At 34.2% G+C, this 26208-nt stretch carries 23 protein-coding genes, 2 pseudogenes and 1 other annotated feature; of the genes and pseudogenes, 10 read left to right on the top strand and 15 right to left on the bottom strand.

Features of this window, described 5'->3' with window-relative positions; genetic code table 11:
* Window positions 1-48: 48 nt before the first annotated feature.
* A complete protein-coding gene (locus ACXKY9_RS13175) occupies window positions 49-1092 on the bottom strand; it encodes an ArsR/SmtB family transcription factor (RefSeq protein ID WP_000454580.1) in 1044 nt (347 codons plus the stop codon).
* 258 nt (window positions 1093-1350) lie between these two features.
* Between ACXKY9_RS13175 and ACXKY9_RS13170 the strand changes: the two are divergent.
* The 3 genes and pseudogenes from ACXKY9_RS13170 to ACXKY9_RS13160 all read left to right on the top strand — a co-directional run.
* Window positions 1351-1551: pseudogene (locus ACXKY9_RS13170) on the top strand (DinB family protein); the annotation flags it as partial.
* Between the two features lie 327 nt (window positions 1552-1878).
* Window positions 1879-3072, top strand: coding sequence for a NupC/NupG family nucleoside CNT transporter (locus ACXKY9_RS13165; protein ID WP_000545484.1), 1194 nt, complete (start codon window positions 1879-1881; stop codon window positions 3070-3072).
* 121 nt (window positions 3073-3193) lie between these two features.
* Window positions 3194-4536 (top strand): IS3 family transposase gene (locus ACXKY9_RS13160; RefSeq protein WP_087942833.1). Its coding sequence is split into 2 segments (ribosomal slippage): window positions 3194-3575 and window positions 3575-4536, totalling 1344 coding nucleotides; the frame shifts between segments, so codons are not numbered across the junction.
* Window positions 4537-4592: 56 nt separating this feature from the next.
* Here ACXKY9_RS13160 and ACXKY9_RS13155 read toward each other — a convergent pair.
* Both ACXKY9_RS13155 and proB read right to left on the bottom strand, forming a co-directional pair.
* Entirely contained in the window at window positions 4593-5840 is a 1248-nt protein-coding gene (locus ACXKY9_RS13155) for a glutamate-5-semialdehyde dehydrogenase (RefSeq protein ID WP_001006620.1), read from the bottom strand.
* 16 nt (window positions 5841-5856) lie between these two features.
* On the bottom strand, window positions 5857-6960 hold the full coding sequence (gene proB, locus ACXKY9_RS13150; RefSeq protein WP_000744736.1) for a glutamate 5-kinase: 1104 nt from the start codon (window positions 6958-6960) through the stop codon (window positions 5857-5859).
* Between the two features lie 140 nt (window positions 6961-7100).
* Window positions 7101-7311: a binding site (T-box leader), on the bottom strand.
* A gap of 340 nt (window positions 7312-7651) precedes the next feature.
* On the opposite strand from proB, the gene proC reads away from it, so the two are divergent.
* On the top strand, window positions 7652-8470 hold the full coding sequence (gene proC / locus ACXKY9_RS13145; protein ID WP_000360729.1) for a pyrroline-5-carboxylate reductase: 819 nt from the start codon (window positions 7652-7654) through the stop codon (window positions 8468-8470).
* Between the two features lie 179 nt (window positions 8471-8649).
* On the opposite strand, the gene ACXKY9_RS13140 is transcribed toward proC, so the two are convergent.
* Window positions 8650-10314, bottom strand: a complete 1665-nt coding sequence (locus tag ACXKY9_RS13140) for a M20/M25/M40 family metallo-hydrolase (protein WP_113623474.1) — start codon at window positions 10312-10314, stop codon at window positions 8650-8652.
* A 51-nt stretch (window positions 10315-10365) separates the two neighbouring features.
* Entirely contained in the window at window positions 10366-11115 is a 750-nt protein-coding gene (locus ACXKY9_RS13135) for an IclR family transcriptional regulator (RefSeq protein WP_000250746.1), read from the bottom strand.
* Between the two features lie 267 nt (window positions 11116-11382).
* On the opposite strand from ACXKY9_RS13135, the gene ACXKY9_RS13130 reads away from it, so the two are divergent.
* Together ACXKY9_RS13130 and ACXKY9_RS13125 are read left to right on the top strand one after the other, a co-directional pair.
* Window positions 11383-12807: an amino acid permease gene (locus tag ACXKY9_RS13130; protein WP_000079962.1), complete on the top strand. Its 1425-nt coding sequence runs from the start codon at window positions 11383-11385 to the stop codon at window positions 12805-12807.
* A gap of 272 nt (window positions 12808-13079) precedes the next feature.
* A complete protein-coding gene (locus tag ACXKY9_RS13125) occupies window positions 13080-13538 on the top strand; it encodes a VOC family protein (RefSeq protein WP_000615639.1) in 459 nt (152 codons plus the stop codon).
* A 301-nt stretch (window positions 13539-13839) separates the two neighbouring features.
* Here the strand turns inward: ACXKY9_RS13125 and desA are convergent, their stop codons facing one another.
* The 4 genes from desA to ACXKY9_RS13105 all read right to left on the bottom strand — a co-directional run bounded on the left by desA (window position 13840) and on the right by ACXKY9_RS13105 (window position 20831).
* The gene (gene desA, locus ACXKY9_RS13120) at window positions 13840-14871 is read right to left on the bottom strand and encodes a Delta(5) desaturase DesA (protein ID WP_000171495.1); all 1032 of its coding nucleotides are present in this window, start codon (window positions 14869-14871) and stop codon (window positions 13840-13842) included.
* Between the two features lie 306 nt (window positions 14872-15177).
* Window positions 15178-17565, bottom strand: coding sequence for an immune inhibitor A domain-containing protein (locus ACXKY9_RS13115; protein WP_000727451.1), 2388 nt, complete (start codon window positions 17563-17565; stop codon window positions 15178-15180).
* Window positions 17566-17854: 289 nt separating this feature from the next.
* A complete protein-coding gene (locus ACXKY9_RS13110; protein ID WP_001028242.1) occupies window positions 17855-18685 on the bottom strand; it encodes a VanW family protein in 831 nt (276 codons plus the stop codon).
* Window positions 18686-19157: 472 nt separating this feature from the next.
* On the bottom strand, window positions 19158-20831 hold the full coding sequence (locus tag ACXKY9_RS13105) for an alkaline phosphatase (RefSeq protein ID WP_000935930.1): 1674 nt from the start codon (window positions 20829-20831) through the stop codon (window positions 19158-19160).
* Window positions 20832-21124: 293 nt separating this feature from the next.
* Here ACXKY9_RS13105 and ACXKY9_RS13100 point away from each other — a divergent pair, with 293 nt between their 5' ends.
* On the top strand, window positions 21125-21607 hold the full coding sequence (locus ACXKY9_RS13100; protein ID WP_000809117.1) for a DUF2975 domain-containing protein: 483 nt from the start codon (window positions 21125-21127) through the stop codon (window positions 21605-21607).
* Between the two features lie 10 nt (window positions 21608-21617).
* Entirely contained in the window at window positions 21618-21833 is a 216-nt protein-coding gene (locus ACXKY9_RS13095) for a helix-turn-helix domain-containing protein (protein WP_000974619.1), read from the top strand.
* Window positions 21834-21873: 40 nt separating this feature from the next.
* On the opposite strand, the gene ACXKY9_RS13090 is transcribed toward ACXKY9_RS13095, so the two are convergent.
* The 5 genes from ACXKY9_RS13090 to ACXKY9_RS13070 all read right to left on the bottom strand — a co-directional run bounded on the left by ACXKY9_RS13090 (window position 21874) and on the right by ACXKY9_RS13070 (window position 24606).
* The gene (locus tag ACXKY9_RS13090; protein ID WP_000845560.1) at window positions 21874-22185 is read right to left on the bottom strand and encodes a hypothetical protein; all 312 of its coding nucleotides are present in this window, start codon (window positions 22183-22185) and stop codon (window positions 21874-21876) included.
* A 297-nt stretch (window positions 22186-22482) separates the two neighbouring features.
* Window positions 22483-23061: an HAD-IA family hydrolase gene (locus ACXKY9_RS13085; protein ID WP_001024220.1), complete on the bottom strand. Its 579-nt coding sequence runs from the start codon at window positions 23059-23061 to the stop codon at window positions 22483-22485.
* Between the two features lie 23 nt (window positions 23062-23084).
* A complete protein-coding gene (locus tag ACXKY9_RS13080; RefSeq protein ID WP_000106112.1) occupies window positions 23085-23666 on the bottom strand; it encodes a kinase in 582 nt (193 codons plus the stop codon).
* Window positions 23666-24208 (bottom strand): GNAT family N-acetyltransferase, encoded by a 543-nt coding sequence (locus ACXKY9_RS13075; protein WP_000506714.1) that lies wholly within the window; start codon window positions 24206-24208, stop codon window positions 23666-23668. The genes ACXKY9_RS13080 and ACXKY9_RS13075 overlap by 1 nt, the downstream gene beginning before the upstream one ends.
* A 14-nt stretch (window positions 24209-24222) precedes the next feature.
* A complete protein-coding gene (locus ACXKY9_RS13070) occupies window positions 24223-24606 on the bottom strand; it encodes a VOC family protein (protein ID WP_001049847.1) in 384 nt (127 codons plus the stop codon).
* A gap of 282 nt (window positions 24607-24888) precedes the next feature.
* Between ACXKY9_RS13070 and ACXKY9_RS13065 the strand changes: the two genes are divergently transcribed.
* Complete coding sequence (locus ACXKY9_RS13065) at window positions 24889-25134, top strand: hypothetical protein (RefSeq protein WP_000433609.1); 246 nt, start codon at window positions 24889-24891, stop codon at window positions 25132-25134.
* A gap of 93 nt (window positions 25135-25227) precedes the next feature.
* Window positions 25228-25579, top strand: a pseudogene (locus ACXKY9_RS13060) (hypothetical protein).
* Between the two features lie 106 nt (window positions 25580-25685).
* Here the strand turns inward: ACXKY9_RS13060 and ACXKY9_RS13055 are convergent.
* Window positions 25686-26141, bottom strand: coding sequence for a DUF2812 domain-containing protein (locus ACXKY9_RS13055; protein ID WP_002133653.1), 456 nt, complete (start codon window positions 26139-26141; stop codon window positions 25686-25688).
* Between the last annotated feature and the right edge of the window lie 67 nt (window positions 26142-26208).

The following is a 26208-nucleotide window of genomic DNA, read 5'->3' as shown; positions in this document are numbered from 1 at the left end:
CCAACTTTTCTTTTATATTCCTCCCTTTATGTACATTCTCGTTGTTAATTATCTATTCAAAAACATATCTAATTCTTTCGCTAAAGACTGTACTGCTTTCTTTCTTAATACATACTTTCCGTCATGTATATCAACTAACTTCGCTGCACGTAACAATTTCAAATGATGGTGTACTGTCGATTTACCAAGCTGTAATCTTTCCGTTATTTCCTGTAATGTACGTTCTTTTTCAAACAACATTTTTACAATTCGCAATCTCGCCTCATCCCCAAGAGCCTTATGTTTTTGAACTAAAAAATAATTCGGTTCATACGGATCTTCAGGATGAATGCTTTCATTCGCAACTGGATAATGAAATACTTTCGTATCTTCAATATCCGCTTCAATATTCCACGGTCTGTACGTCATTTGCGGGATAAGAAGCACGTAATGAACACTTGGTTCTGGCATATAGTTAATGCCACCAGTAGCCCACTCAACAAACTCTTCTGGTTTCATCTTTTTATTCATTTCATTTTTTGCTTCATAATCTCGTTTTAATATAGAAAGTATTTGTTCTTCCTCTCTTTTAATAACACTCTCATACCAACCTGTCATAACAGCGATTAAATGCGATTTCAGCACTTGTACATCTACATTACATATAAAGCTAATATAAGTAGAAAAAAACTGATGATTATCTGTTAGTTCCTTTAGTTCGTGTATTGCACATACAACTCCCGTTGCAGCTAAACGTCTTTTCTCTTCATACTTCTCTCCTAAAAACGGTAAACATATAAATTTCAAATCTTCTTCTGAAAGTGAATCAATTTTAAAATTAAACTGCGATAAATCTTGAAAATCCTCTTCATACAATAACTGGAGTAACGCTTTCCACGTATTATGTTCTTCTACAAACTGTAAGTGTTCTCTCATTTCTTCTGTTAATGATTTCTTAATTTCTTCCCATTCACTTTGAGTCTTTTCAAGAGTATCAATTAACCTTTTATGAGTAATCGCTGCAATGCCAAGTGCACACTCGAAAAGTATCGAATATTTCACCTGAACGTTGTATGTTTCCCTTTTTCTGCTCGTTATATGATAGACCTCCATTTTTATCCCCTCCTTGTTTGCTATATAACATATTCTATTTTTATCGAATTTTACCTTCTATATTTTTAGAACCGTTTTGCAACTTAAAAAAAACTTTAATCAATGAGCAAACAGAAAAAGGTTTATACTCTTTTCATTCTGACTCAATGAAAGCCTTGATTATTAAATATCATATTAAAAATGAGATTTTTTAATGGCTCAATTATACGTTGTATTTCACTCTCTTGTTCAACTATAGAGAAGGTTTATTGAAGAGAAAAGCGAACGCTTCAAGTACATGATGCCTTACAATCTTCATTAACCGCCCTTCAAGAAGCAGAACTAGATCAACTAAGTCCTTCTCTACCAGTTTGGCAACAATATATGAATATCCTTTTGCATGATGCTTATCATACAGGACAAATTATACAGCTTCGGAAACTTCAAGGTTCATGGCCAACTCACCGTTCTTATTTATAAAGTGAAATTTTAATCAGCTCTTACCAATCGGGATTTTGCGGGCAGCCCATCCCCACTTCTTTGCTTTCCCTGAATTTTGAGGTAAAAGTCTTACTGCCCGTTAATCCGGGATAAACGATGTTTAAAATCGCATACGTTTAATATCCAACAAAACAATTGAAAACAACTAATTGTTCGATAATTACTGCGATTACTCAAAATAAAGCAAATTAAAATACATTGATTCCTAACATAACTTACATGCTTCATAACTTCTAATCATAATCCAAATTTGGAAGAATAGATGCTTTTTTATATACAAATAATAAGCCTCAAGGAGTTGTTGACATGCATTTCATATTGAATATGTTAGGGATTTTCGTTGTCATATTAATCGTTTTCTTATGTTCGCCTAATAAAAAACATATAAAATGGAGACCAATTGTAATTCTCATCCTATTGGAGCTTTTTATTACATGGTTTATGTTAGGCACAAAGCTCGGCAGTATTATCATTAATAAAATTGCGTCATTTTTCAGTTGGCTACTAGCATGTGCGAATGAAGGTATTCGATTTGCATTTCCTTCAGCTATGGAAAGTCAGCACATTGATTTCTTCTTTAGTGCGTTACTTCCTATCATTTTTGTTATTACTTTTTTCGATATTCTATCTTATTTCGGAATCTTAACTTGGATTATTGATAAAGTAGGTGCAGTTATTTCAAAGATTTCTCGTTTACCAAAGTTAGAAAGTTTCTTTTCGATTCAAATGATGTTTTTAGGAAACACCGAAGCACTTGCGGTTGTTCGTGATCAATTATCTGTGTTAAAAGAAAATCGATTATTAACTTTTGGAATTATGAGTATGAGTAGCGTTAGCGGATCCATTCTTGGCGCTTATTTATCAATGGTGCCAGCAACATATATTTTCAGTGCCATTCCATTAAATTGTATTAACGCATTAATTTTAGCCAATGTATTAAATCCTGTGGAAGTTTCGAAAGAAGAAGACGTTGTTTACACACCTTCAAAACATGAAAAAAAGGATTTCTTTTCTACTATTTCAAACAGTATGTTAGTTGGGATGAATATGGTTATCGTTATTTTAGCTATGGTAATTGGTTATGTAGCTTTAACAGCATGTTTAAATGGGATTTTAGGATTTTTTGTAACGGGGTTAACAATTCAAAAAATCTTCTCCATTATCTTTAGTCCTTTTGCATTTTTACTCGGTTTATCAGGCAGTGATGCTATGTATGTAGCTGAATTAATGGGGATCAAAATAACGACGAATGAATTTGTTGCAATGATGGATTTAAAATCAAACTTAAAGTCGTTACAACCGCATACGGTTGCGGTTGCAACGACATTTCTAGCTTCTTTTGCTAACTTTAGTACAGTAGGTATGATTTACGGAACTTACAATTCATTATTTGGCGGAGAAAAATCATCAGTCATCGGTAAAAATGTTTGGAAGCTTCTTGTTAGCGGGATGGCTGTTTCTTTATTAAGTGCTATGCTCGTTGGGCTATTTGTATGGTAAATAATTTTTATAAAAAAAGACACCCAAGCCAATTAAAATGTACCCTATAGAATAGACACTTGAAAAAAGTCTATTCTATAGGGTATTTCTTGTATAATAAAAGGAAAATTGGGATCGGAGAATGTTGAAAATGACAAAAAAACTATTTACAGAAAGAGAAATTCAAATTCTATCAAATAACCTATACGTAAAATCTGTAAGTCAGAAAGGTATCACTTATACAGAGGAATTTAAGCATATTTTTATTGAGGAAAATGAAAAAGGAAAGCTACCTCGAAATATTTTTGAAGAATGTGGTTTTGATATAGATATGATTGGAATGAAACGAGTTATGTCATCGGGAAGTAGATGGCGTGCTGCTTATAGAAAAAATGGTGTATTGGGTTTAAGGGATACACGTATCGAAAACGCTGGAAGAACTCTTGAGAGAGAGCTTACGTTAGAAGAAAAGTATGCCCGTTTAGAAGCCGAACGAAACTTACTAAAGGCGGAAAACGAATTGCTAAAAAAAATCAAACTTATGGAAGGGAGGATGAGAAGGAAATAACACTACCACCTAGTCAGAAATTCATCTTGATTCGTTCTGTCATCATGAAATACAACTTAAGGAATATGGTCAGTCATTTGTGTAAAGTAGCTGGTGTATCCCGTTCGGGATACTATAATTACTTTTCAGTTTCATCTCAAGAACAACGGAAACAAAAGAGTGATCGAGATGAAATCTTGAAGGAAACCATATTAAAAGCACTTCGATTTAGAAATAGAAACAAAGGGGCTCGTCAGATAAAGATGACATTGGCGGGTCAGTTTCAAGTTGTCTACAATTTAAAGCGTATCCGTAGAATTATGAAGAAATACGAGATTATCTGTCCGGTTCGCAAAGCGAATCCTTATAAAAGAATGCTTAAAGCTACAAAAGAACATCGAATAGTACCAAATCAATTAAATCGGGAATTTAAACAAAATACCCCAGGGAAAACACTTCTTACAGATATCACCTATTTAGTTTACGGTAAGAATCAAAGGGCCTATTTATCTACAATTTTAGACGGCTCAACTAATGAAATTTTAGCTTACCATGTTTCAGAACAGATGACATTAGAGCTCGTAACGACAACTCTCCATAAACTAAAAAGGAATCCGCGGATTCGATTGACTGAAGGTGCTTATATTCATTCAGATCAAGGATCCCACTACACAAGCCCTACCTATCAAAAGCTAGTTAAAAAGCTAAACCTAGGACAATCCATGTCAAGAAGAGGAAACTGTTGGGATAACGCCCCACAAGAATCATTTTTTGGTCATCTGAAAGATGAAGCTCATATAAAACCTTGCGTGTCCTTTAATGAATTGAAACAAGAGATTAAGAAATATATGACGTATTATAATCATTATAGATATCAATGGAATTTAAAAAAGATGACTCCTGTTGGATACAGAAACCATCTTCTTGATGTTGCCTAACTTTTTTCAAAATGTCCTTTACAAAGGGTACAGATTAAATTGAGTGTCTTTTATTATTATTTTCGAATTTGCCCATTTCCACGAATCACATATTTTGTAGAAGTTAATGCTGGAAGCCCCATTGGTCCTCTTACGTGTAACTTTTGTGTACTGATACCAATTTCCGCTCCGAATCCAAATTCGGATCCATCTGTAAAACGAGTCGATGCATTATGATAAAGTGCCGCGGCATCTACAGAAGTAAAAAACTTGCTGACGTTTTCCTCGTTTTCAGTAATAATCGCTTCAGAATGCATAGATCCATACGTATTTATATGATGAATCGCTTCTTCAACAGTGGAAACCACTTTCACTGCTAGTGTGAGAGATAAAAACTCAGTTTCCCAGTCTTCTTCTGTCGCAAGTAAGATAGAAGGATCAATCGCCACTGCTTTATTATCACCACGTAGCTCCACTCCTCTTTCCTTCAAGGAAGAAAACAACTCGCTACCATATTGCTCTGCCCAATTCTCATGAAGTACAATCGTCTCAATTGCATTACATACAGATGGACGCTGCGTTTTTGCGTTTATAATAATATTAAACGCCATTTGTTTATCTGCTGTTTCATCAATGAATATATGACAATTTCCCGCACCTGTTTCAAGTACTGGAACAGACGCTTCTCTCACTACTGTATCAATTAATTGTTTACCGCCTCTTGGTATAAGAACATCCAAGTACTCGTTCAATGTAAACAACTGTTTTGCACTATCTCTCGTTGTATCTTCTATGAGCTGTACACTTTCTGAAGGCAAGCTAGTTTGCTTAAGCGCCCGGTGAATAACGCTAACGATAGCTTTGTTAGAATGTATAGCAGAAGAACTACCACGTAGTATTACTGCGTTTCCTGTTTTTAAACAAATTGTAGCAGCATCAACAGTTACATTCGGTCTTGCCTCATAAATCATTCCGACAACACCAAGTGGTACGCGCATCTCCTGAATAGATAGTCCATTTGGTCGTTCCCATGCACTTACACATTCTCCAATAGGATCACGTAATTCAATTAACTGCTTAATACCCTCTGTCATATCAACAATTCGTTGTTCATTCAGCAAAAGGCGATCAAGGAGTGAATGAGAAAATCCTTTCTCCTTACCTTCTTCAATATCCCGTTTGTTTTCTTCTAAAATATAAGCTGTTTCTACTATCAGCTGATTAGCAATTGCAGCAAGTGCTTCATTTTTTTGATCTGTAGTTTTAAGCACAAGTTCTCTAGCAACCTCTTTTGCTTTTATCCCCTTTGCTAACACTTCATTCATTTTTATTTCCTCCTTTTTAAAGTGAAACCCAATGATCCCTATGGATGACTTCATAACTATGTCTCTCGCCTCTTACTTGAATATCTTGGCTTTGCATACCTTTTACATCTCTTAGTTCCTCTGCACTATATGTGCATTGTCCTTTTCCTATTACGCGCCCTTGTTGCGTTACAACCTCTACAACTTCACCCACTTGGAAAAATCCTGATACATTCGTAACACCAGCTGGAAGTAAACTCTTCCCATGCTGAATGATGGCAGTAGCTGCCCCAGCATCTACTTCAATTTGTCCGCTAACAAGCGAATGCAAGGCAATCCATTGCTTGTTCATCTTCATTTCTTTTTGAGGAGCATTACCAACATACGTTCCATCACCCTTACCCTTCAAAACATCTACAAACTTTTCCTGTCCACGTCCTGTTCCGATAAATACACTCACACCAAGAGAGAGTGCTGTCTTTGCAGCATCGATTTTTGATTTCATACCGCCAGTCCCAAGTTTTGAGCCTGCATCTCCTGCAAGAGAAGAAATTTCTTCCGTAACTTCAGGAAGAAAATAATATTTTTTTGCATCCGCATTTTTCTGAGGATTTTTGTCATATAACCCGTTCACATCCGTAAAGATCATAAGCATATCCGCCGAAACAAGCCCGCTTACTAAAGCTGACAGCATATCATTATCACCGAACGTTAGCTCCTCTAAAGAGATGGAATCATTTTCATTAATAATTGGAAGAGCGGAACGGTTTAATAATTCTCCTAACGTAGCGTAAGCATTACTATATTGTTCTTTTCTAGAAAAATCACTTCTCGTCAGCAAAAGTTGCGCAGTAACGATGCCATATTTACGGAATTCCTCCGTGTACGCCTGCATTAACAAACTTTGTCCGACAGCTGCTGCAGCCTGTTTCCCTTTAATCGTTACAGGTCTGCTAGGATATCCTAGCGCTGAAAAACCTGCAGCGACGGCTCCAGATGTAATTAACACAACCTCGTGCCCATCTTCTTTCAACCGAGCCAATGCGGCAACGTGATCTGAAAGCTGTTCTGTAGAGATGCCTCCATGACTATCTGCCAAGGAACTACTCCCAATCTTTACAACAATTCGTTGTTTTTTCACTTTTTTATCCCCCAAGTCTAAAATCAAAGTTTTTTTATAAATTACACTTCATTCACTTTGTAACTATATCTATTCTCATCAATGCTGCACTGAAGTATTTAAGAGCAAAATAAAAATGACCGCTTCGCCCTTAATAAAATAAAAAGGACGAAACGGTCATTGTTCCGCGGTACCACCTTAATTGATATACATAGATATCCACTTGGTGCCTATAACGCAGGCGAACGCCTAAACTTTCATTTAAGACTCAGGGATAGGTTCGATATATTCTATACGAGGAATCTTTCAGCCGGTGAATTCCACTCTCTTTCGCAAGAAGACATATGTACTAATTCCCTTCAACGATTTTCAATCTAATTTTTTTATATTATGCGATATAGTTTGATTCGGTGTCAAGAGGTATTTTTAAAAATAAATAGAGCCACAAGTTATTTGTATGAAATTATCGCCCTACTGAATGAAAATACAAAATGATATAAGTTTAACTCATATTCATAAACATAAAACCTTACATTATAGTGTATATATTTACATAATGTCGAATATAATTAATTTTTGTCTTTTAGTGTTGCAAAAAGGAATATATTCTCTTAGAATGTTTCTTTATATTGCACAGGGATGTTATTCTTATTCTAAGAAAATAATATCAAACCGATATAATTGATTATAAAAGGAGCAAGATTGAGTTATTATGGATAAACAAATTGGATTCATCGGTTGCGGAAATATGGGAATGGCTATGATTGGCGGAATGATAAACAAAAATATAGTATCTTCAAATCAAATTATTTGTTCAGATTTAAACACTGCTAATTTAAAAAATGCTAGTGAAAAATATGGGCTAACTACAACTACCGACAACAATAAAGTAGCTAAAAATGCTGATATTTTAATTTTATCAATCAAACCAGACCTATATTCATCAATAATTAATGAAATAAAAGAAGTAATCAAAAACGATGCTATCATCGTTACGATCGCTGCTGGAAAAAGTATTGAAAGTACTGAAAATGCCTTTAATAAAAAAGTAAAGGTTGTAAGAGTAATGCCTAATACTCCTGCTCTTGTTGGAGAAGGAATGTCTGCATTATGCCCTAATGAAATGGTGACAGAAAAAGATTTAGAAGATGTACTAAACATTTTCAATAGTTTTGGTCAAACAGAGATCGTAAGTGAAAAATTAATGGATGTTGTCACATCCGTAAGTGGTTCTTCACCAGCTTATGTATATATGATTATAGAAGCGATGGCAGATGCTGCTGTACTAGATGGTATGCCAAGAAATCAAGCATATAAATTCGCTGCTCAAGCTGTGTTAGGCTCTGCAAAAATGGTACTAGAAACAGGAATACATCCAGGTGAATTGAAAGATATGGTTTGTTCTCCTGGCGGAACGACAATAGAAGCTGTAGCAACATTAGAGGAAAAAGGATTACGAACAGCGATTATTTCAGCTATGCAGCGTTGTACGCAAAAGTCTGTTGAACTATCTGGTCAAACTAAAAAATAAAACTATAAAAGAGATTACGTTAGCTATGAATTCACATAATTTTAATTAAAAATTCACTACATGATAAACGGCCAAACTCATATAAAATTGAGCTTGGCCGTTCTACTTTTTAATTATATTAAAATAATTTGATTCGACTCTTCTTTAAAGGTTCTGTTTTATCCCTTACCTATTCCCTACTATGATTGTGTAATTTTATTAGAAACTAATAATTTTTCAATGCATTTCGGTAACATATCTAATAGTGTTTCAAATGCGTAGTTTACATCTAGACGTTCTGTCCATTGATGTGCATCTTTTCCTACCGGTCCCATATTTAATACTGGAACATCAAACTCTTCTAATTCCTGAAGCGGAATTGAATAGCCTTTATCCCATAATGGCATATTGTCTACAAGCGAACTCATTGAATCCAGTGGATACTGCAAGCCTACATAGCTTAAATCTGAAATCCCCCCAAAATAATTTTGGTTTTCAAATGTAATTTTATGATTGTAATGTGCATACTTTTCCATTTCTACAACTACCTCTTTTATTAAAGGATTGTTGCGTGAACTCACAGCTGGATAGTACGGCGGAGCGAAGAAAAGTACAATCATCGGTGCCTTTTCTTTACATAAAATCGCTAATTTATCTACTAAATCAATCGTTACCGCACGATCATCTTTATCTCCTCTATTTTTTATAATATTAGATTGAATATGATCTATTTTTTCTCGTCCATGTTGCTCAATTGCATATGTGATAAGCTCTTCATAAGTTAATACATTTACTTTGAGATTAGGTGGTATAAATGGATTATATTTAGAAAAACGATATGCATGTTTTTCATACGACTCTTCTATTTTCTCTGCTACTTTCGTTACTTTTTGACGTAACAATGAAACTACATCTGTCATTGATTTTTCTAATAAAAACAAATTAAATAATGTGACTGCACGATGCGGAATTTGTACAGAATAATCCTCTTTTAAGTCCCTTTGAAGTAAGTTAGTTGGTGGAGGACTCGCTTCCCCTTCTACAATATCACAAAGGTCTGTGTTTAACTCTAGTTCTGCTGTTATTAATGAAGCCATATAACTCCCATTTAACCCTGCAAAAGGTTCACCTACATGTGTCTCTTTTCCGTAGCAAAGAAAACCAGGTAACACTTTACCAATAGAGCCAGTGTAAATATACTTATTTTGGTCACCAGGATGTCTTGAAAACATAGGCTCTGAGTTTAAGACCGTTTTATAATCTAAATTATGCTCTCTTGCTAAATCTAATAGTCTCGGAACAGCGGCCCTCATCCCTACAGAATTCACTTCTTCATCTGGTACAGCCAATAAAAGAACATTCCCATCGAATCTTCCTTCACATGCTTGTTCAATCATTGCCATTTGTAATGCGAGGCCGCATTTCATGTCCATTGTTCCTCTACCAAACAGCCAATCTCCATGTTCTATATCTTCACGTACATGGTCTGGAAGTTCATCTTTATGAGAATAAAACATAGATGTTAACTTTTTAGGATTAAATGCATCTTCTTTCCACACTCCGTAATCTTGTACATCTACAACATCAAAGTGACTTACTAGAATTACAGTATTTTTTGTACTATCACTTTTCTTTACTAGTGCTGTAACAAAATATCGTCCGTCCCCCGTCGGATTTTTTTGCACATGGTGCGGGTTTTCTTTGAAGTACTGTAAATCAGATAATTGCTCCACAACAAAGTCTGGCAATATCACTTCAGCCTCTGTACCTGTAATACTAGGAATTTCAACAAGACTGCTTAATAATTGAATCAATTGTTCTTTTGATTGCCACCTTGACATATAAATCCCCCTATTTTTCCGCATTATGAAAACGAATTCCAGTATATGAATAAAAAATGACGACAGCTATCAAAATTATAGTTCTGATGTACTGCCGATTTTTATTGATATTTCATGAGCTGCTTGTTTTACCTTGCTAATAAGAAAAGATAGTCGATCATCATTAATACGATGACTAATTAACCCAACACTTAATGCTCCTACTACTTTATGATTAAATCCGATAATAGGTGCAGCTACTGAAGCTGTCCCTTCTGTTTTTTCACCATAACTGACAGCATATCCTTCATTTTTTATTTGCTTTATTTGATTAAGAAGAATTTGCTTTTGTTCTGGTAATGAAGAAAGTAAATGTTCTACAATATGTTCCATTTCATTCGTTTTCATATTGGCAAGCATCGTTTTATTTGCGGCACCAATTGAAAGTGGAATTTGTTCCCCTAGATTATCGATAACTCGAATTTTTAAAGGACTATCAATTCTTTCAATGATAATAGAATGTGTTCCGTTTGGAATATTTAAATAGACACTTTCTTCGACTTCAAAGGCCAACCGCTTCATCACTTCTCTTGCAACTGATCTGTAGTCTACCTTCTCCAATTGACGTAACCCTATTTCCATCCACATTGGTCCAATTTTGTACTGTTTTGTCTCTGGTATTTGTGTAACTAACCCATGCTCCATTAGAGAGTTAAGTAATCTATGTACTGTACTAACTGGGAGATGTGTTCCATCAGCTATATCAGAAATAGCCCAATACTCTTTTTCATTTGTAGAATTCAATAATTTAATAATACTTATCGCTCGATCAATGGACTGTACCATAACTCGCCTCAACTTTACTCGTAGTATGTTAGTACGTTTAATTAACTATCAATTTAGCAAACATTCGAAATGAAATCAATATATTTATTCAATTTTCTAACAATAAAAATATATCACTAACAACGAATTGAAAACGCAAACAAAAAAATATTGACTTTTCTTTTTAATTATCTGAAAATTATAACAAGATTTCACATCACGGAATACATTCCATAATACGGAAAAACATCAAACTTTATTCTATCAACTACGAAAGTGAGGAAAACAATGGCGCAAGTAAACAATACAAACAATGAATTAAAACGTACGATGAAAAGTAGACACTTATTCATGATTGCACTCGGTGGTGTGATTGGAACGGGGTTATTTAACGGATCTGGCTTTATAATAAGTCAAGCTGGACCTGGTGGATCCGTACTTGCCTTTATGGCCGGTGGATTATTAATGTATTTCGTTATGCTATGTCTTGGTGAACTCGCTGTAGCCATGCCTGTTTCGGGTTCTTTCCAGGAATATGCCACTAAATTCATCAATCCTGCAACTGGCTTTACAATCGGATGGTTGTATTGGTTAAGCTGGGCGAATACGACCGGTCTTGAATTTACAACTGCCGGTATTACAATGCAGCGCTGGTTTCCTGATATTCCTGTTTGGGCTTGGTGTTTAATATTTGGCGTTACAATCTTTACTATTAACGCATTATCTGCTCGTAGTTATGCAGAAACAGAATTTTGGTTTTCAAGTATAAAAGTATCTGCCATTATAGCTTTTATAATTCTTGGTGGCGCCGCTATGTTCGGCTTTATTGATTTAAAAGGCGACGAACCAGCTCCACTCCTTTCAAATTTCGTAAATCATGGTGGTTTATTTCCGAATGGACTTGCAGCTATTCTATTAACAATGGTTACAGTCAATTATTCCTTCCAAGGTACAGAGCTTGTCGGAATCGCAGCAGGTGAAAGTGAAGATCCAGCAAAAACTTTACCTCGTTCTATTAGAAATATTATATGGCGCACAATGTTTTTCTTCGTCTTAGCAATCTTTGTTCTTGTTGCTTTAATTCCTTGGGAAGAAGCAGGACTCACAAAGAGCCCATTCGTTGCTGTTTTTGATAATATCGGTATTCCATATGCAGCTGATATTATGAACTTTGTTATTCTTACTGCTGTTCTTTCTGTTGCAAACTCAGGACTATACGCTGCTACTCGAATGCTTTGGTCTTTATCAAAAAACGAAATGGCTCCAGCATTTTTAAAGAAATTATCATCACGTGGGATTCCTCTCAACGCTTTAATCATGACAATAGCTATTTCTGCTTTTTCTCTTTTAACAAGCGTCGTAGCTGCTGAAACGGTTTACTTATGGTTAATTTCCATTTCTGGAGTCATAACAATTATTGTTTGGATGTCAATTTGTGTTTCTCAATTCTTTTTCCGCAAACACTATTTAGCTGAAGGTGGGAAATTAGACGACTTGAAGTTCAGAACTCCACTCTATCCCCTTGTACCAATTCTTGGTTTTGGATTGTATGGCATTATATTAGTAAGTCTTATCTTTATCCCAGATCAAAGACTAGGCATTTATTGTACTGTACCATTTATCATCTTTTGCTATACTTACTATCACTTTAAAGTTAAGAAAAGAATTGCAACTAACACTCAAAGTGAAACTAAAATTAGCGAAACTTCGTAATATTGTACGATACAAAAAAGACAACACGTGGCGTTTCACTTCATGTGTTGTCTTTTTTTATTATTTAAATATGAGTTCACCTGAATTTAATGGATTTTTCTCTTCTCCTACAAAAGTAGTAAAATTTTCATTTGAACTTGCTACCTCAGTTGGATTTATCGTATTTCAATTTCGATATAATAATAAATAGGTATATCAGATATAGCTGTACATTATTAGAACTACATTCATTACTCAACTGGTAGTTATCAAGAAAGAAAGGAATGATCATAATGATACAGAACATATACGAAACTCATTTACATGTAAGAAATTTAGAAAAAGCGATAAATTTCTATCAAAACAAGCTAGGATTAACCTTAGCAAGAAAACTCTCCAAAAGAAGAGTGGCTTTCTTTTGGGTCGGAGAAAATAAAAAACAAATGCTTGGACTATGGGAAGTAAATAATATCGAAGACTTTGAGCTGAGACATTTTGCTTTTGGTGTAAATTTAGAGTTTTTAATGACTTCTAAAGCGTGGTTAGAGGAGCGTGGAATAGAAGTGATAGGAAGTCAAGGAAAAGGAAATCAAGAGCCAATTGTCCAAAGGTGGATGCCCGCTGCAAGTGTATACTTTCTAGATTGTGATAGAAATAAATTAGAATTCATTTCTATGTTACATGACAATCCAGATGAATTAGAATATGCATCCTATTTAAGTGTATGGAATGCGGAACACCAAGAAAAATGAATGAAATTTCCGTTCAAGTCTTTTCTAATTTTTTAGATATACTGTTGTACGATCCCCCTTTTGCTATTAATTTTCGTCGGATTTATGAACAGTTATCGTAATGGAAAATTCATGATAACTCCACTTGTTAACATAATGCATTTATTGTTATCTTGTATTTGTACTTACGTACTAGCAATTCCTAATCTGCTTCCATTACAATTTGAAACATTTAATTTTTCTTCTTATCTGGCATCTAATCTTTAAACAAAAACTCCCCTTAAATCGAAAATGATTAAGGGGAATTTTATATACGATGCAATTATAGTTCAGATTTCACCCGAACAGAAACATTATTTTTAATTATATTTTTGACATCTTTAAAGCTAACAAAATTGTTACTTTTCTCATCCCAAAGACGGAAACGGAGTGAACGCAAGCTTGTAGCAAGCGTAATTGTTGGTACATTTTTTAAAGGAAGGGTATTGTTGTGTGCCTCTTCTAGTTTATAGTTAGGTACTCTTGGACTTAAATGGTGAACATGATGAAATCCAATATTACCCGTTAGAAATTGCAAAATTTTTGGAAGTTTATAAAAAGAACTTCCTTCCACTGCCGCTTTCACATATTCCCATTCTTTATCTTCTTCAAAATAAGAATCCTCGAATGTGTGCTGTACGTAAAACAGCCAAATCCCTATTGAACCTGCTATTAAAAATATAGAACCATGTACTAAAAGAAACGATTGCCATCCAATTGCCCAGCAAAGCATTCCTACAATAGCAACGATTAAAATATTCGTTAAATAAGTGTTCATACGTTCTTTTTTTCTAGCACCTTTTCGGTTAAATCTATTTTTAAGCAAGAAAACATAAATCGGGCCTAACCCAAACATAACGAATGGATTGCGATATAAACGATATGCTAAACGGAGTCTAAATGGTGCTGCTACATATTCATCTACTGTAAGCGTCCAAATATCCCCTGTACCCCTCTTATCCAAATTACCACTCGTAGCGTGGTGAATAGAATGCTCATGCCCCCACTGATCAAATGGGAATAATGTTAAAACACCCATACACGTTCCAACTATTCTATTTGCACGTCGACTTTTAAAGAATGAATAATGGGTACAATCATGAAAAATAATGAAAATCCTTGTCATAAATCCAGCGGCTAACAGTGCTGGAACTAATGTTAACCAATAAGAAACTGACAAACTTTTATAAGCAAGGTACCATAAAATAATAAATGGCACGATTGTGTTGATCAGTTGCCAAACACTTTTTTTAATCATTGATTTTTCAAAAGGAGCAACTTGTTTTTTTAAATTTTTAGTATTTTCTAAGGTCATTGTTCTAATTCCTTTCCTTTTTGTTGCTAATTCATATTATAGCACACTATTAGTAGCAGGTGTTAAAAGTAGCTATAATAAATATTTTATACTATGAAAATCTCTTTTTTCTTACTCATTACTTACAAATTTCTTACGTCCAAAATAGCTTCTATAATTGGACAGACGGAGCATTTTATGTATCAAAGAAACTTCATATTTTTCCAATAAGTACATAAAAAACAGCGAGTTTTTTCACAAGAAGAAAAAAGCTGCAATCAGTCAGTTTCACCGACTTATCGCAGCTTCTCTTCTTTTTACCTTATTTTATCGATGAAGCCAAACTGCACCTGCAGACTTGTCTTCAGCTTGGCCTACCACTTCAAACTTCAGTCCTAGCTTCGGTAACTTACGTCCTGCATCAGGAATAACGCTGTTGATGTATTGCTTAGAATCATCAAATTTTGCCACTCCTGGTAATCCTTTATAATCAAAGATACCGCGTGTTGGTGAATTTACTTTCCATGCTGGTGTTTGATCAAATGAGAATGCCGCATCGGCAATTTGATAACGCGTACTGCTCTTCACAGTAGGTTGTCCGTTTAATGTCCCTACAATTGCCTCTGGATGAGAATCTACTACTCCTAAGAACCCTTCACCTGGATGAACGCCTACCCAGTTATCTGTAAAGCTTTGATCCGCATACCATACAACCATTCCTGTATTAAATACTGGGCCACGTGCATATTGTAACGCAGTGTCAGAACCAGCGTAATTTCTCCACTCTACATAGTAATTATGTTTTTTCTGTTCAAATCCGTTAGACACAGTAAAGCCTTTTAACGTCATTGCAGGCTGACCTTCTGCATCATCAGAGAAAACAACTTTTCCATCTACAGTTAAGGCTGCATTATCTAACGCAAATCCTTTATAAGCTACTGCAATATCTGTTAAGTACTCAAATTGCAGTTTTACTTTTTTTCCTTTGAATTGGCTTAAATCGTATGATTTATCAACCCACTTACCATCAGTTGTATCCGCGCCGCCTTTTATATCTTTTTCGCCCATTCTATCAATGCGTGTCTTCGTTCCATCTTCTGCAATCGCATATACGTCAAGGAAATCATACTTCGCTTCAAGTTCGTAAAATGCCTTATAATCGAACTTAGCATCCTTTGCATTTGTTAAGTCAAATACTGGTGTCTCAAGTGTTGTATGAATGTCATTTCCTTTTGTACTGTAATAGAACTTCTTACCAAACGCTGATTCGATATTTTTTATATCTTTGTCCGGCAAGTTAACACGAACAATTCCAGGTCGTTTAGATTTTGTAGTACTTTGATCTACATATGTTGCAACACCGATTCCTTTGCTAAGTTTGTCATAATCTACTTCAAGAATATTCGCCCAGTTCCCCTTCATATTCTTTTGGAAAAACTCTTTATTTTGTGGCGAGAAACTCGTTGGCTCTGTTCCTGCAATTTTTCCAGCCCAGCTACCACCACTCATAATAGACCATGACTCAACAGGTTCACCTTGTCCTGAGTACTTTGTATCATATTCATCTGGTAAGCCTAAATCATGGCCATACTCATGTGCAAACACACCAACTGCTCCGTCTTCAGGCTCGATTGTATAATCATATGCAGCCATCTTTCCGCCCCAGTTCGAAACAGAAGATTTCGTGCCATCAATTGCATATGGTTTTGAACCTAATTTTGAACGATGTGACCAAATCGCATCATCTTTCAATTTACCGCCGCCAGCTTCTTGACCAACACCAGCATGTACAACCATTAAATGATCAATAATGCCGTCTGGCTCGTTTTTATTTCCATTACCATTTTGATCGTACTGATCATATTGATCAAAGTCTGCTAAATTTATCCCTTTTGCTACCGCTGCTTTTAATGCTTCTTTCACAAGATCTTTTGGTCCTAAAGGTCCCTTGTTATCATGACCAGTACCCGCATCAGCACCATAATCTGATGCTTTTCCTGGAACAGTAAGCCATTCTGTTACAGTCCCATCAACTGTATAGCTACCACCAGATTGTTCTTCATAATATTGCTTAAATGTGTTAATCTTCGATCCATCAAATAAAGTAAATGGTTCATCACCAAATAACATTTTTTGATAATGTTCACGATTAAAGTCCTTAGAATACATGTATCCTGGCTCTTGATCAATATTGTTATGTTTAAAATCGCTAAATTCTACAAGTAAAACAAGTACTTTATCTTTTCGAACAGCTCCATTGTATTCTTCTTGCTTCGCTGATGTAGTAGGTACTTTTCCATTTAATTTCCCAGGGTTCAATGCTGCACCTTGTCCAGCTACTGGGCCTACTTCAGGCTGCTGCGCCTGTTCATTTTCCCTCATTTTTGCATCTTTTACTTTTTTCATAAAGTCAGAGGCTTCTTGCGTAAGACTATCTCCTGTTAAGATTTCTTTCCCAGGGTTTTCCCCTTTCTTTTTCTCAACATATTTTTCGACAGCCTTTGAAGTCTCAGCTTGTGATGCAGATTGATCAATTACCCCCCGTTGTTTTAGCGCTTCAGCCAAACGCTCCTCCGGTATTAAGTGCTCATCTATTGGTAGAGATGATGTTGGTGTCTCAGCATACGCTGCGTGACCTCCAAAAGCAAACGTACTACTTAGTACTGCTGCTGTTGTTAATACCGCTAATGGTTTTAATTTCTTTTTCTTTTTCAATGTATTTCCTCCCCAGTGTCTGCAAATTATCGTTTTTTGCCGATAACAACATAATATTCGTTATAATACGAATATTCAATATTTTTCAACAAATAAAATGTTGAGAAATATTTTTTTATGCAGGGTGAAATACATAAGATATAAAAACAAACAGACTCTCCTATAAATAACAGTGAACTTTTATATGTTCTTAGTTACAATCAAAACCCAGTAAATCTGGGATTCATGCTTTTTTAATAAAAATAAGAATTAAATATTTTCTATACTATTTAATCTATGGATTACCATATTACTCACTATTCTCATTATTACAAGCTAATAGTGGTTCGTACATCATTATAGCGTGATTCTCTGTTACATATTGATCTTCTATTAACTGTTTCTGTTGATTATATACTTTACGTTGAATCACATTATGTCGTATATAACCGCCCCAGTATGCAGGTTGAATTGAGTGTTCTTTCTCATACACTTCATATTGATAAAGTTGCGGATAGACTGTTCTCCATTCACCAACTAAATGTTCATCTGTCATATAAAGGTGAAGTTGATACGGTTGGTCCGTTTCATTTTTAATTTGTAAATCCAAATAGTTATAGGAACAAGTCGCCCCACTCCCAAACGGTTGAGTGCGCCTAGAGTCAGGAAAGACATCAAAGCTATGACGATATCGTTCTGTTACTGTCAGTGGTGTATGTAAAGTCATCCAATATATTAAATTCGAAAGCTGACAAAGACCTCCTCCAATACCTGTTTGAAAAGATCCGTAATGTAATACCATACCTTCTACATACCCTTTTTTCCTCGTTGGCTTACCTATTAAACGCCAGTAAGAAAATGTTTCTCCCGGTCTAATGACGATACCATTTAGTTTTTTAACAGCAATTTTCAAATTAACAACCTTATTCTGTTGATACCACATATCTACATCTTTGAGCTTACGAAGTAATATCGTTCGGTGCTGAATTGCTGTACAAGGTAGCTTTTCTTGTTGAAACCTTTTTGCATATGTTTTTCCGTCTGCTAACCACTGAATGTACCTCTTTGTAGAGTAATACCACTTCCCTAGCATAATGCGATACTTAGACCGCTGTTTAGGACGTAAGTGCACTATATTCATTTTATTCCCTCTCTCTTTCTTCAACTAAATTCTAATATATTTCTAATTCAATAAATTACAGTTTTCTTAGCTGCATAATAATTTCCGCAAAAAAATAATAAATTTACTCTAGTGGAGATTTTATTTTGATGATTGCTTTATAATTATATAAAACTGAGCTTCAATACAATAAATTGAAATAAACATATTATAAATATAACGGATAACCTTAAATAAAAAATAATGAACATTAAAGAAATTCTAAAGTATTAATATATTTTTCGTAAATATTAATTGATAACACATTAGACTTTACTATATGTATAACTTCTTATTCTACAAAACGAAATTTTTTAATGTAAGAAAAAAATATAATTTCCCTTTAACATTTATACAAGTCTCATATGGAAAACTTTACAAAACAATTCGAACACTTATATTTAGAATAAACACAAAAAATTGCCACCAGTTAGCTTAACTGGTTGGCAATTTTTTAACGAGAATGCTTTACAAATAGTTGAATTGCTTCTTCTGGTACATAGCACTTTCCATTACTCTCTACAATAATACTTCTTAATTCATACCCTTTACCATTGATACGAATTATATTTTTGTTACCAAATAATTGTGCTTCTACTTTATTATGTTTTACTACGAGTAACGGGTTTGCTCCTTCGGTTTTGTTGGCTGTTACAGTTGCACCGATTTTCTTAAAGGCTTGTTCACTCTCTAAAAATATTTTATTCGTTACTTCTTCTAAGTTAAAGCCCATCGCTTTCGCCATCGTCTTCGCAATGTCTGTATTTTGGATTAAGCCTTCTGGTTTTTGAGGTCCATAAGAATGTAAGAATACATCCTCACCTGTATGTCCTCCTGTCGTAAAGCCGATATTTGCACGATTAGCCAATAATGTAGTAAGAATTCGTCCTACATCCATTTTCTTTTTTGCCACTTTTAATTTTTCTTTTTCATCATGAGTTAGATTATCCAAACCGTATAGTTTAGCTACATCTTCTACATTTGATAAATCAGATTTCAGTTTATTTATAGTTCCTTCAAGTGTCATTTTCGCCTTTTTCAATGGATCAATGTATGCAGAAACCGGTGTAGTATTGTATCCTTTTTTCGTATTCCTATTCCCTATAGAGATGCCGCTGTTACCATGATCAGTTAAAGCGATGAGCATCGTATCCCCATCTTTCTTCGCAAATTGTAACGCCTTTGCTACCGCTTCATCAAATGCCAATACATCACTAATCATCCCAATTGGATCATTAGCATGAGCTGCCCAATCAGGCTTACTACCTTCTACGAATAAAAAGAAGCCATCTTTATCTTTTGATAATGTTTGAATTGCTTTTTCTGTCATTTGAGAAAGTGTTGGTTGTTCTGGATTTGTTGCTATACGATCCATATCAAACGCAAGAGCATGATGTGAGAAAGAGCCCCAAATTTTATTAGATTTGGAGTTCAATAACGCATCTTTCGTTTCAACAAAGTCGTATCCTTTGTTTTGAATCACCTTTACTAAATCTTCACCATCTTTTCGGATCCCATTACTTTTTATAGGTAGCAGTGCCGCTTTTCCCCCACCTAATACAACATCTATATTTTGATACACTTGTTGCTTCGCAATTACGTCAAAATGTTTGCGATTGACATGGTGAGCGGAGAATCCGGCCGGAGTAGCATGCTGAATTTCAGATGTAGCAACAATGCCAGTTGCACGACCAGTACGTTTTGCGCCTTCTAATACGTTTGCGACCGGCCGTAACTTGTCTTCTTCTTTTATTGGCTGTAAGCTAGGCGAACTTACAATAGAAGGTAATACACCTACATATCCTGAATTCGATTTATTTCCAGTTGCTAAAGCTGTTGCTGCTGGCGCCGAGTCTGTAATAGCTGATTCCGCCGAAAACGTACGAACACCTCCTGTTACAATTTGATCTAACGTAAGCGGTGCCCCTTTATACCAGCGAGCCAATGTTGTCGCCGTTGAACTCGTTCCGTCCATAACCATCATAATTATATTTTTAGGCTGGTGTTCTACTTTTTTCACCTTAGCTTTGGCCGAATGATAATTCATCATACTTTCCGTACTTAATACGCTTACTATTATAGCTCCCACTAATAGTAACTTTTTCATCTTCACACCATAATTCAACATGATTGTTCCTCCATAAACTTTGCATTCATTTCAATACACCTTATTTCCTTTTCCATACCAAAACCTACATATGTTTTATTAGTTCCCAATTCTCATAAAGCTAACAATAGTTACTTTCTCTTTCTTTAATTAAATATCGATATGTATCATTTATCTTATAAAAAAGATTTAACATCCTTTTCATTAATTACTTGTTTAACAATAAATCCTCGATTAAAAGAAATAAAAATTTATTGTTAAACAATAAATTTCATGTTAAATTAATAAGATATTAAATAAATGAGGTGCTTTTTATGAAACAAGGATCCACACTCTTTTTAAAGACCGTTGTAATTCTGATCGGAATCCCCGTTCTTGCTATGTGCATTTTTTTAGTCCCTAAAATAGGAAATTTCGCCGCAGAATTATATCCAGATATTGCATATATTAAATATCTTGTATTTATCAATTTATACGCAACAGCAATACCTTATTACTTCGCACTGTACCAAACATTTAAGCTTTTAAACTATATTGATAAAAATAACGCATTCTCAGAGCTATCTGTTCAAGCTTTAAAAAATATTAAGTACAGCGCATTGGCAATTAGTGTATTATATGTATTAGGTATGCTACTTTTCTATCTCGTGGCAGAGAGAGATGACGCCCCTGGCATTATTATTATCGGGATGATTATGATTTTTGCTTCAATGGTAATCGCGGTCTTTGCTGCCGTTCTCCAAAGACTATTAAAAGATGCTATAGATATAAAATCAGAAAATGATTTAACGGTCTGAGGTGAATAATATGGCAATTATTATTAATATTGATGTAATGTTAGCAAAAAGAAAAATGAGTGTAACAGAACTTTCGGAGAAGGTTGGAATTACAATGGCTAACCTTTCTATCTTGAAAAATGGAAAAGCAAAAGCAGTCCGTTTTTCAACTTTAGAAGCAATATGTAAAGCATTAGAATGCCAACCGGGGGATATTTTAGAATATCAACCTGAAGATACCGAGTAAAAAGAGTCCTTCATACGAGAAGGACTCTTTTTATTACACATTACGGCGCAAAACTAATTTGGCCAGTAAACAATAGGATAATTGCTATGATCCAAAATATAAAAAATGATGAGGACAGTATTAATGAAAGAATAGCAATTCCCTTCTTCTCTGTTCTTTTCGTCATTGTGATTATTGAAAGCATGATACCTACACCTGTAAGGGCAATTGTAATATAATCCCCAACTATATTACCTGCATTGGCTATCCTTGTTGGCGTTATAAAAACGAATAGAAAACACAGAATGCCGATGAGTAAAGATACATAGCTTATTATACTGTACTTCTTTTTAGGAACTATTTCAGTTTTCATACTAACCCCACCCCTTCTATATAGCTATGAGTGCATATTAACATGAATAACCATAATTTAGTTAAAATAAACTGGCCACTTCCTTAATAAAGATGGACGATTATCCTTTAATCTCTAGTAATTATTATATACAGAAAATAAAGTGAAACTTTAATCAGTGGAGGTTTTGTTCACCCTCCACTGATTATTAGTTGAAGCAATCAGGCTGCCCGTTATTACGGAATAAAATGAAAGAGTTCTAAAAAATAAAGACTGTACCTTTAAAATAAAAGATTCAGTCTTTATTAATAACTTTTTTTATAAAGAAAACTCTCTATCACTCACTATCTTAAAAAACTCCGAGTAATGTGATAAAGAATAATCCGCTACATCACAATTACCTTGAAACATACATGTTGAAATACCTAATTCTTTTGCAGGTAATAAATCTAATTCTCTATCTCCAATAGCTAAATCAATATTATGCTTTTTATGTAAATGATTATAAGCTAAAGAGTTGGGCTTTCGGGGAAAGCCATCGTCAATTGTAACCATATCTACAAAGTATTTTTCCCAGCCGTAATATTTTAAAATGTCCATAACTCCTGCCCTATGTTTATGGGTCATAATCACATTTTTATCTGCAAATTTCAAAACCTCTTCGACACCTGCAAAAGGTTTCATATCTTTTGGCGTGAATTTTCCCTTCAAAACTTTAATCTTTTCTTCCTGCTCGCATGAAATATTATAATACTGAATTGCATGAGAGTATGATATTTTTAAGTTTTTGTATATTTCTTGTTTTTCTACTGAGTCACCTAATATTTCAGAAAGCATTATTGTATATGCAGGATACGTATCAAATAACGTCCCATCAAAATCCCATAAAATATTCATTCTATTCACCTTCTATTTTCAAATCATTGGATGACTAAATCCGCCCTATCCCTCGGCAATTCCGTTTCTAAGTAATAATCCTCTGCTTTCCAATACCTATTTTCAAACTTTGAAAGGTTCTTCTGTGTCTCCTCACTCTCACGTAGAAACCTTGTCTCTCTTGGACAGTCCAAATAGACCATATAATGAAAGAAATCTCTCCATTCTTTTCGCTGCAGAAAAACTCCTTCAATAACAATTACGCCTACAATAGGAATCTGTACTTTTTCCATTTCACATATATCTGTTTCTTCGTGAAAGAAAGGTAATTTCAATTTTGTTTCATGTTGTAGCTTTTGAAAAAATTTCTGCCTTAACCATTCAATGTCCCATTGTAAATAATAATACTCGTACCATTCTTCATATCCAGTATGATATCGTTTATTACGCTCCACTATATGATCATCAATATGGAAAATATGAAACGGAATGCCTTCTTGTTTCATATTTTCTTTTAAATTGGCTACAAATGTTGTTTTTCCAGATCGACTTAAACCATCTATACCTAAAATGAATCTATTTTCCCTATGCTTCTTCATAATCGTTATAAGTTCGTTTGTACTCATTACTTCTTCCACTCTTCTTTTAATAAAGAATATAAAATAGTATCATGAGCAACTCCATTTTGAATCATATGTTTTCGAAGTAATCCTTCTTCTTGAAATCCTGCTTTACTTAATAATTTTTGAGAAGCTTTATTTTCTACATATACAACAGCAGCAACTCTAATAAGTTGCAATGTTTCAAACCCGTAAGTTAAAATTGCCTGTAACGCTTCCGATGCATATCCTTGTCCCCAATATGTATCGTCTAATTCATAACCAATTTCAGCTCGTTTATGATGATTATTAATTAAATGAAATCCGCACGTTCCGATTAATTGGCCCGTCCCTTTTTTCTCGATTCCCCAGCGAAATACACTGCCCTCTTCATAACGATTTTTAAACGTTTGAATCGTTGTTTTCGCTTGCTCGATATTTTCGAAAGAATCCATTCCGAAATAACGTATAACAGATTCTTTTGAAAAATAACGGAACATTGTTTCTGCATCTAACAGTGTTAGTTCTCTTAATTGTAAACGTTCTGTTTCTAGTCTCGGAAACCCCATCTCTTTTTCTCCTTTTATTCTAATGAACTGCAAATTTCAATATAATTCCCATCTGGATCGGCAATGTAGGCAATTGTTTGTCCCCACGGTTTCACAATTGGCTCCACTAAAATTTTAATACCTTGCTCTCTAAATTGCTCAATCGTTTCTTGTACATTCTCAACAACGAATCCTAATTCGAAATGAGAAGACTGTAATTCACCTTCTGTAAGCGGTAGTCCTGTTAATTCTTTCACATCTTGCCGCGTATTCATCGCTAAAATGGTAGTTCCAGTATTAAATTCAATATATGTTCCGTGCTCTGCTTTTATAGGTAACTGTAAAATATCTTTATAGAACCTTAAACATGCCTCAAACTTTTCTACATATAAAATGATGTACTTCATTTTTAAATTCATTTTACATCCCCCTTTATATCCATCCCTAAAATTTCGACAAATGTCTCATAAAAACCTTGTTTCTTATAGTAACGAGCACAAAAAAATGAGGCCGATTTCTCGGCCCCCCAGCTTATTGGCATAAAACAGGAGATTTGGTTTGGACATAACCAGTTCGTACTTTTATTATATTTTATTTTTTCTGAATTTTAAATACATTAAACACCTATTTATATTGAGAAAGTTTTTTGCTTGCATAAAATTAAAGATTTTAAGAAATGATACAAATGGAGGTGTATACATATGGAACCAATGCTATGTCCAAGTTGTAAAACAAACCGTACCCGCTTTAATATTCTTGAGCAACAAGTAAAACCAGTCAAATTAAATCCACAAACTGGTCAAGTAGAAGAAGAATACACAAATGAAACGATGAATGCTTTTCATATGGCCTATCAAGGACCTACTTATCGCGTCCAATGCGCTGTATGTGGGCTTGTTGAAAACCCAGAACAATTTATTAAACCTGCTCAAAATCAGTCTTTCTAATAAAAACATGATTATCCCTTATAGAAATAGATTTTTCTATAAGGGATTTTTTCGTTTAATAAGTTAATTAAAAATGGATTTCTTCCTTATTATATGTTAAACTTCGCACTCTTTTGGGAATGTTTACATAAGCGAGGTAAAACAAATAATAAAAAAATAACGCTTCCATCAATATTTCTACTATTAACTTGTCATATAGTCATCTTTTACTTTTGGATCTTCGATTGGGAGAAAATAACGACTCCTTACGGTCTAACAATATGGTTTGTTTCTACTATTTATAGTCTTTTACTTTACTACCATTTTAAAAATTAAAAATCTATTAAATTAATATTAATTGCTAGTTCGTTATTATTGATTATTTCTTCTTCATTTATGATTTTTTTAGGTGTTGTTACTGGTATTATGGTATATTATCTTTGTAACTGTTAGTTCTATGAATTAAAAAGTTGGTCTTTTATTATATAAAAAAGAATGAACAAAATAAATATATATAGAAATTAGAGAAGTTGATTCCCATCAATAATCTTCTCTAAGAATATCACTCTTTGTTAAAATATTTCCTTTTTCAACTTTTTAATCTTCCTAAATAAATTAATAAACGCATATAAATATATACAAACTAAAAACCCAACCATACCTTTATATAATCCTGATTCTGATACTCCAAGAAAACATAAGTAAAGCACTGGAATTAACATTACAAACATAATTGCAACGAACTGTATCAATTCAACAAATTTTTGTATCTTCGTTTCTTTGTCTGAATAAATATCAGGTAACTCATTTTCCACGTCTACTTCTTTACAAAAATAATTCCACTTCGCAAAACTCGTTACATGTTTCCATCCACACATTTCATATATTTCAATATATTCTTTTTGTTTTTCTTTTGAATCTTTATAATCCAGTCTAAAATCCGCTTTATATACTACATCTTTTGGTTCAGTTTTCTTAAACGTATACATTACATTATACTTTTGTAAAGCCCATCCTTTTTGATGCATTTTTCTTAAAAAAGCTTCTTCTTTTTCCAAACTCCATATCGCATATAAATGCTAACTTAAATATGTA

This window comes from Bacillus sp. 2175, assembly GCF_057812155.1.
The sequence above is the reverse complement of the archived record's forward strand: the minus strand, read 5'-3'. Positions and strand labels throughout refer to the sequence as shown.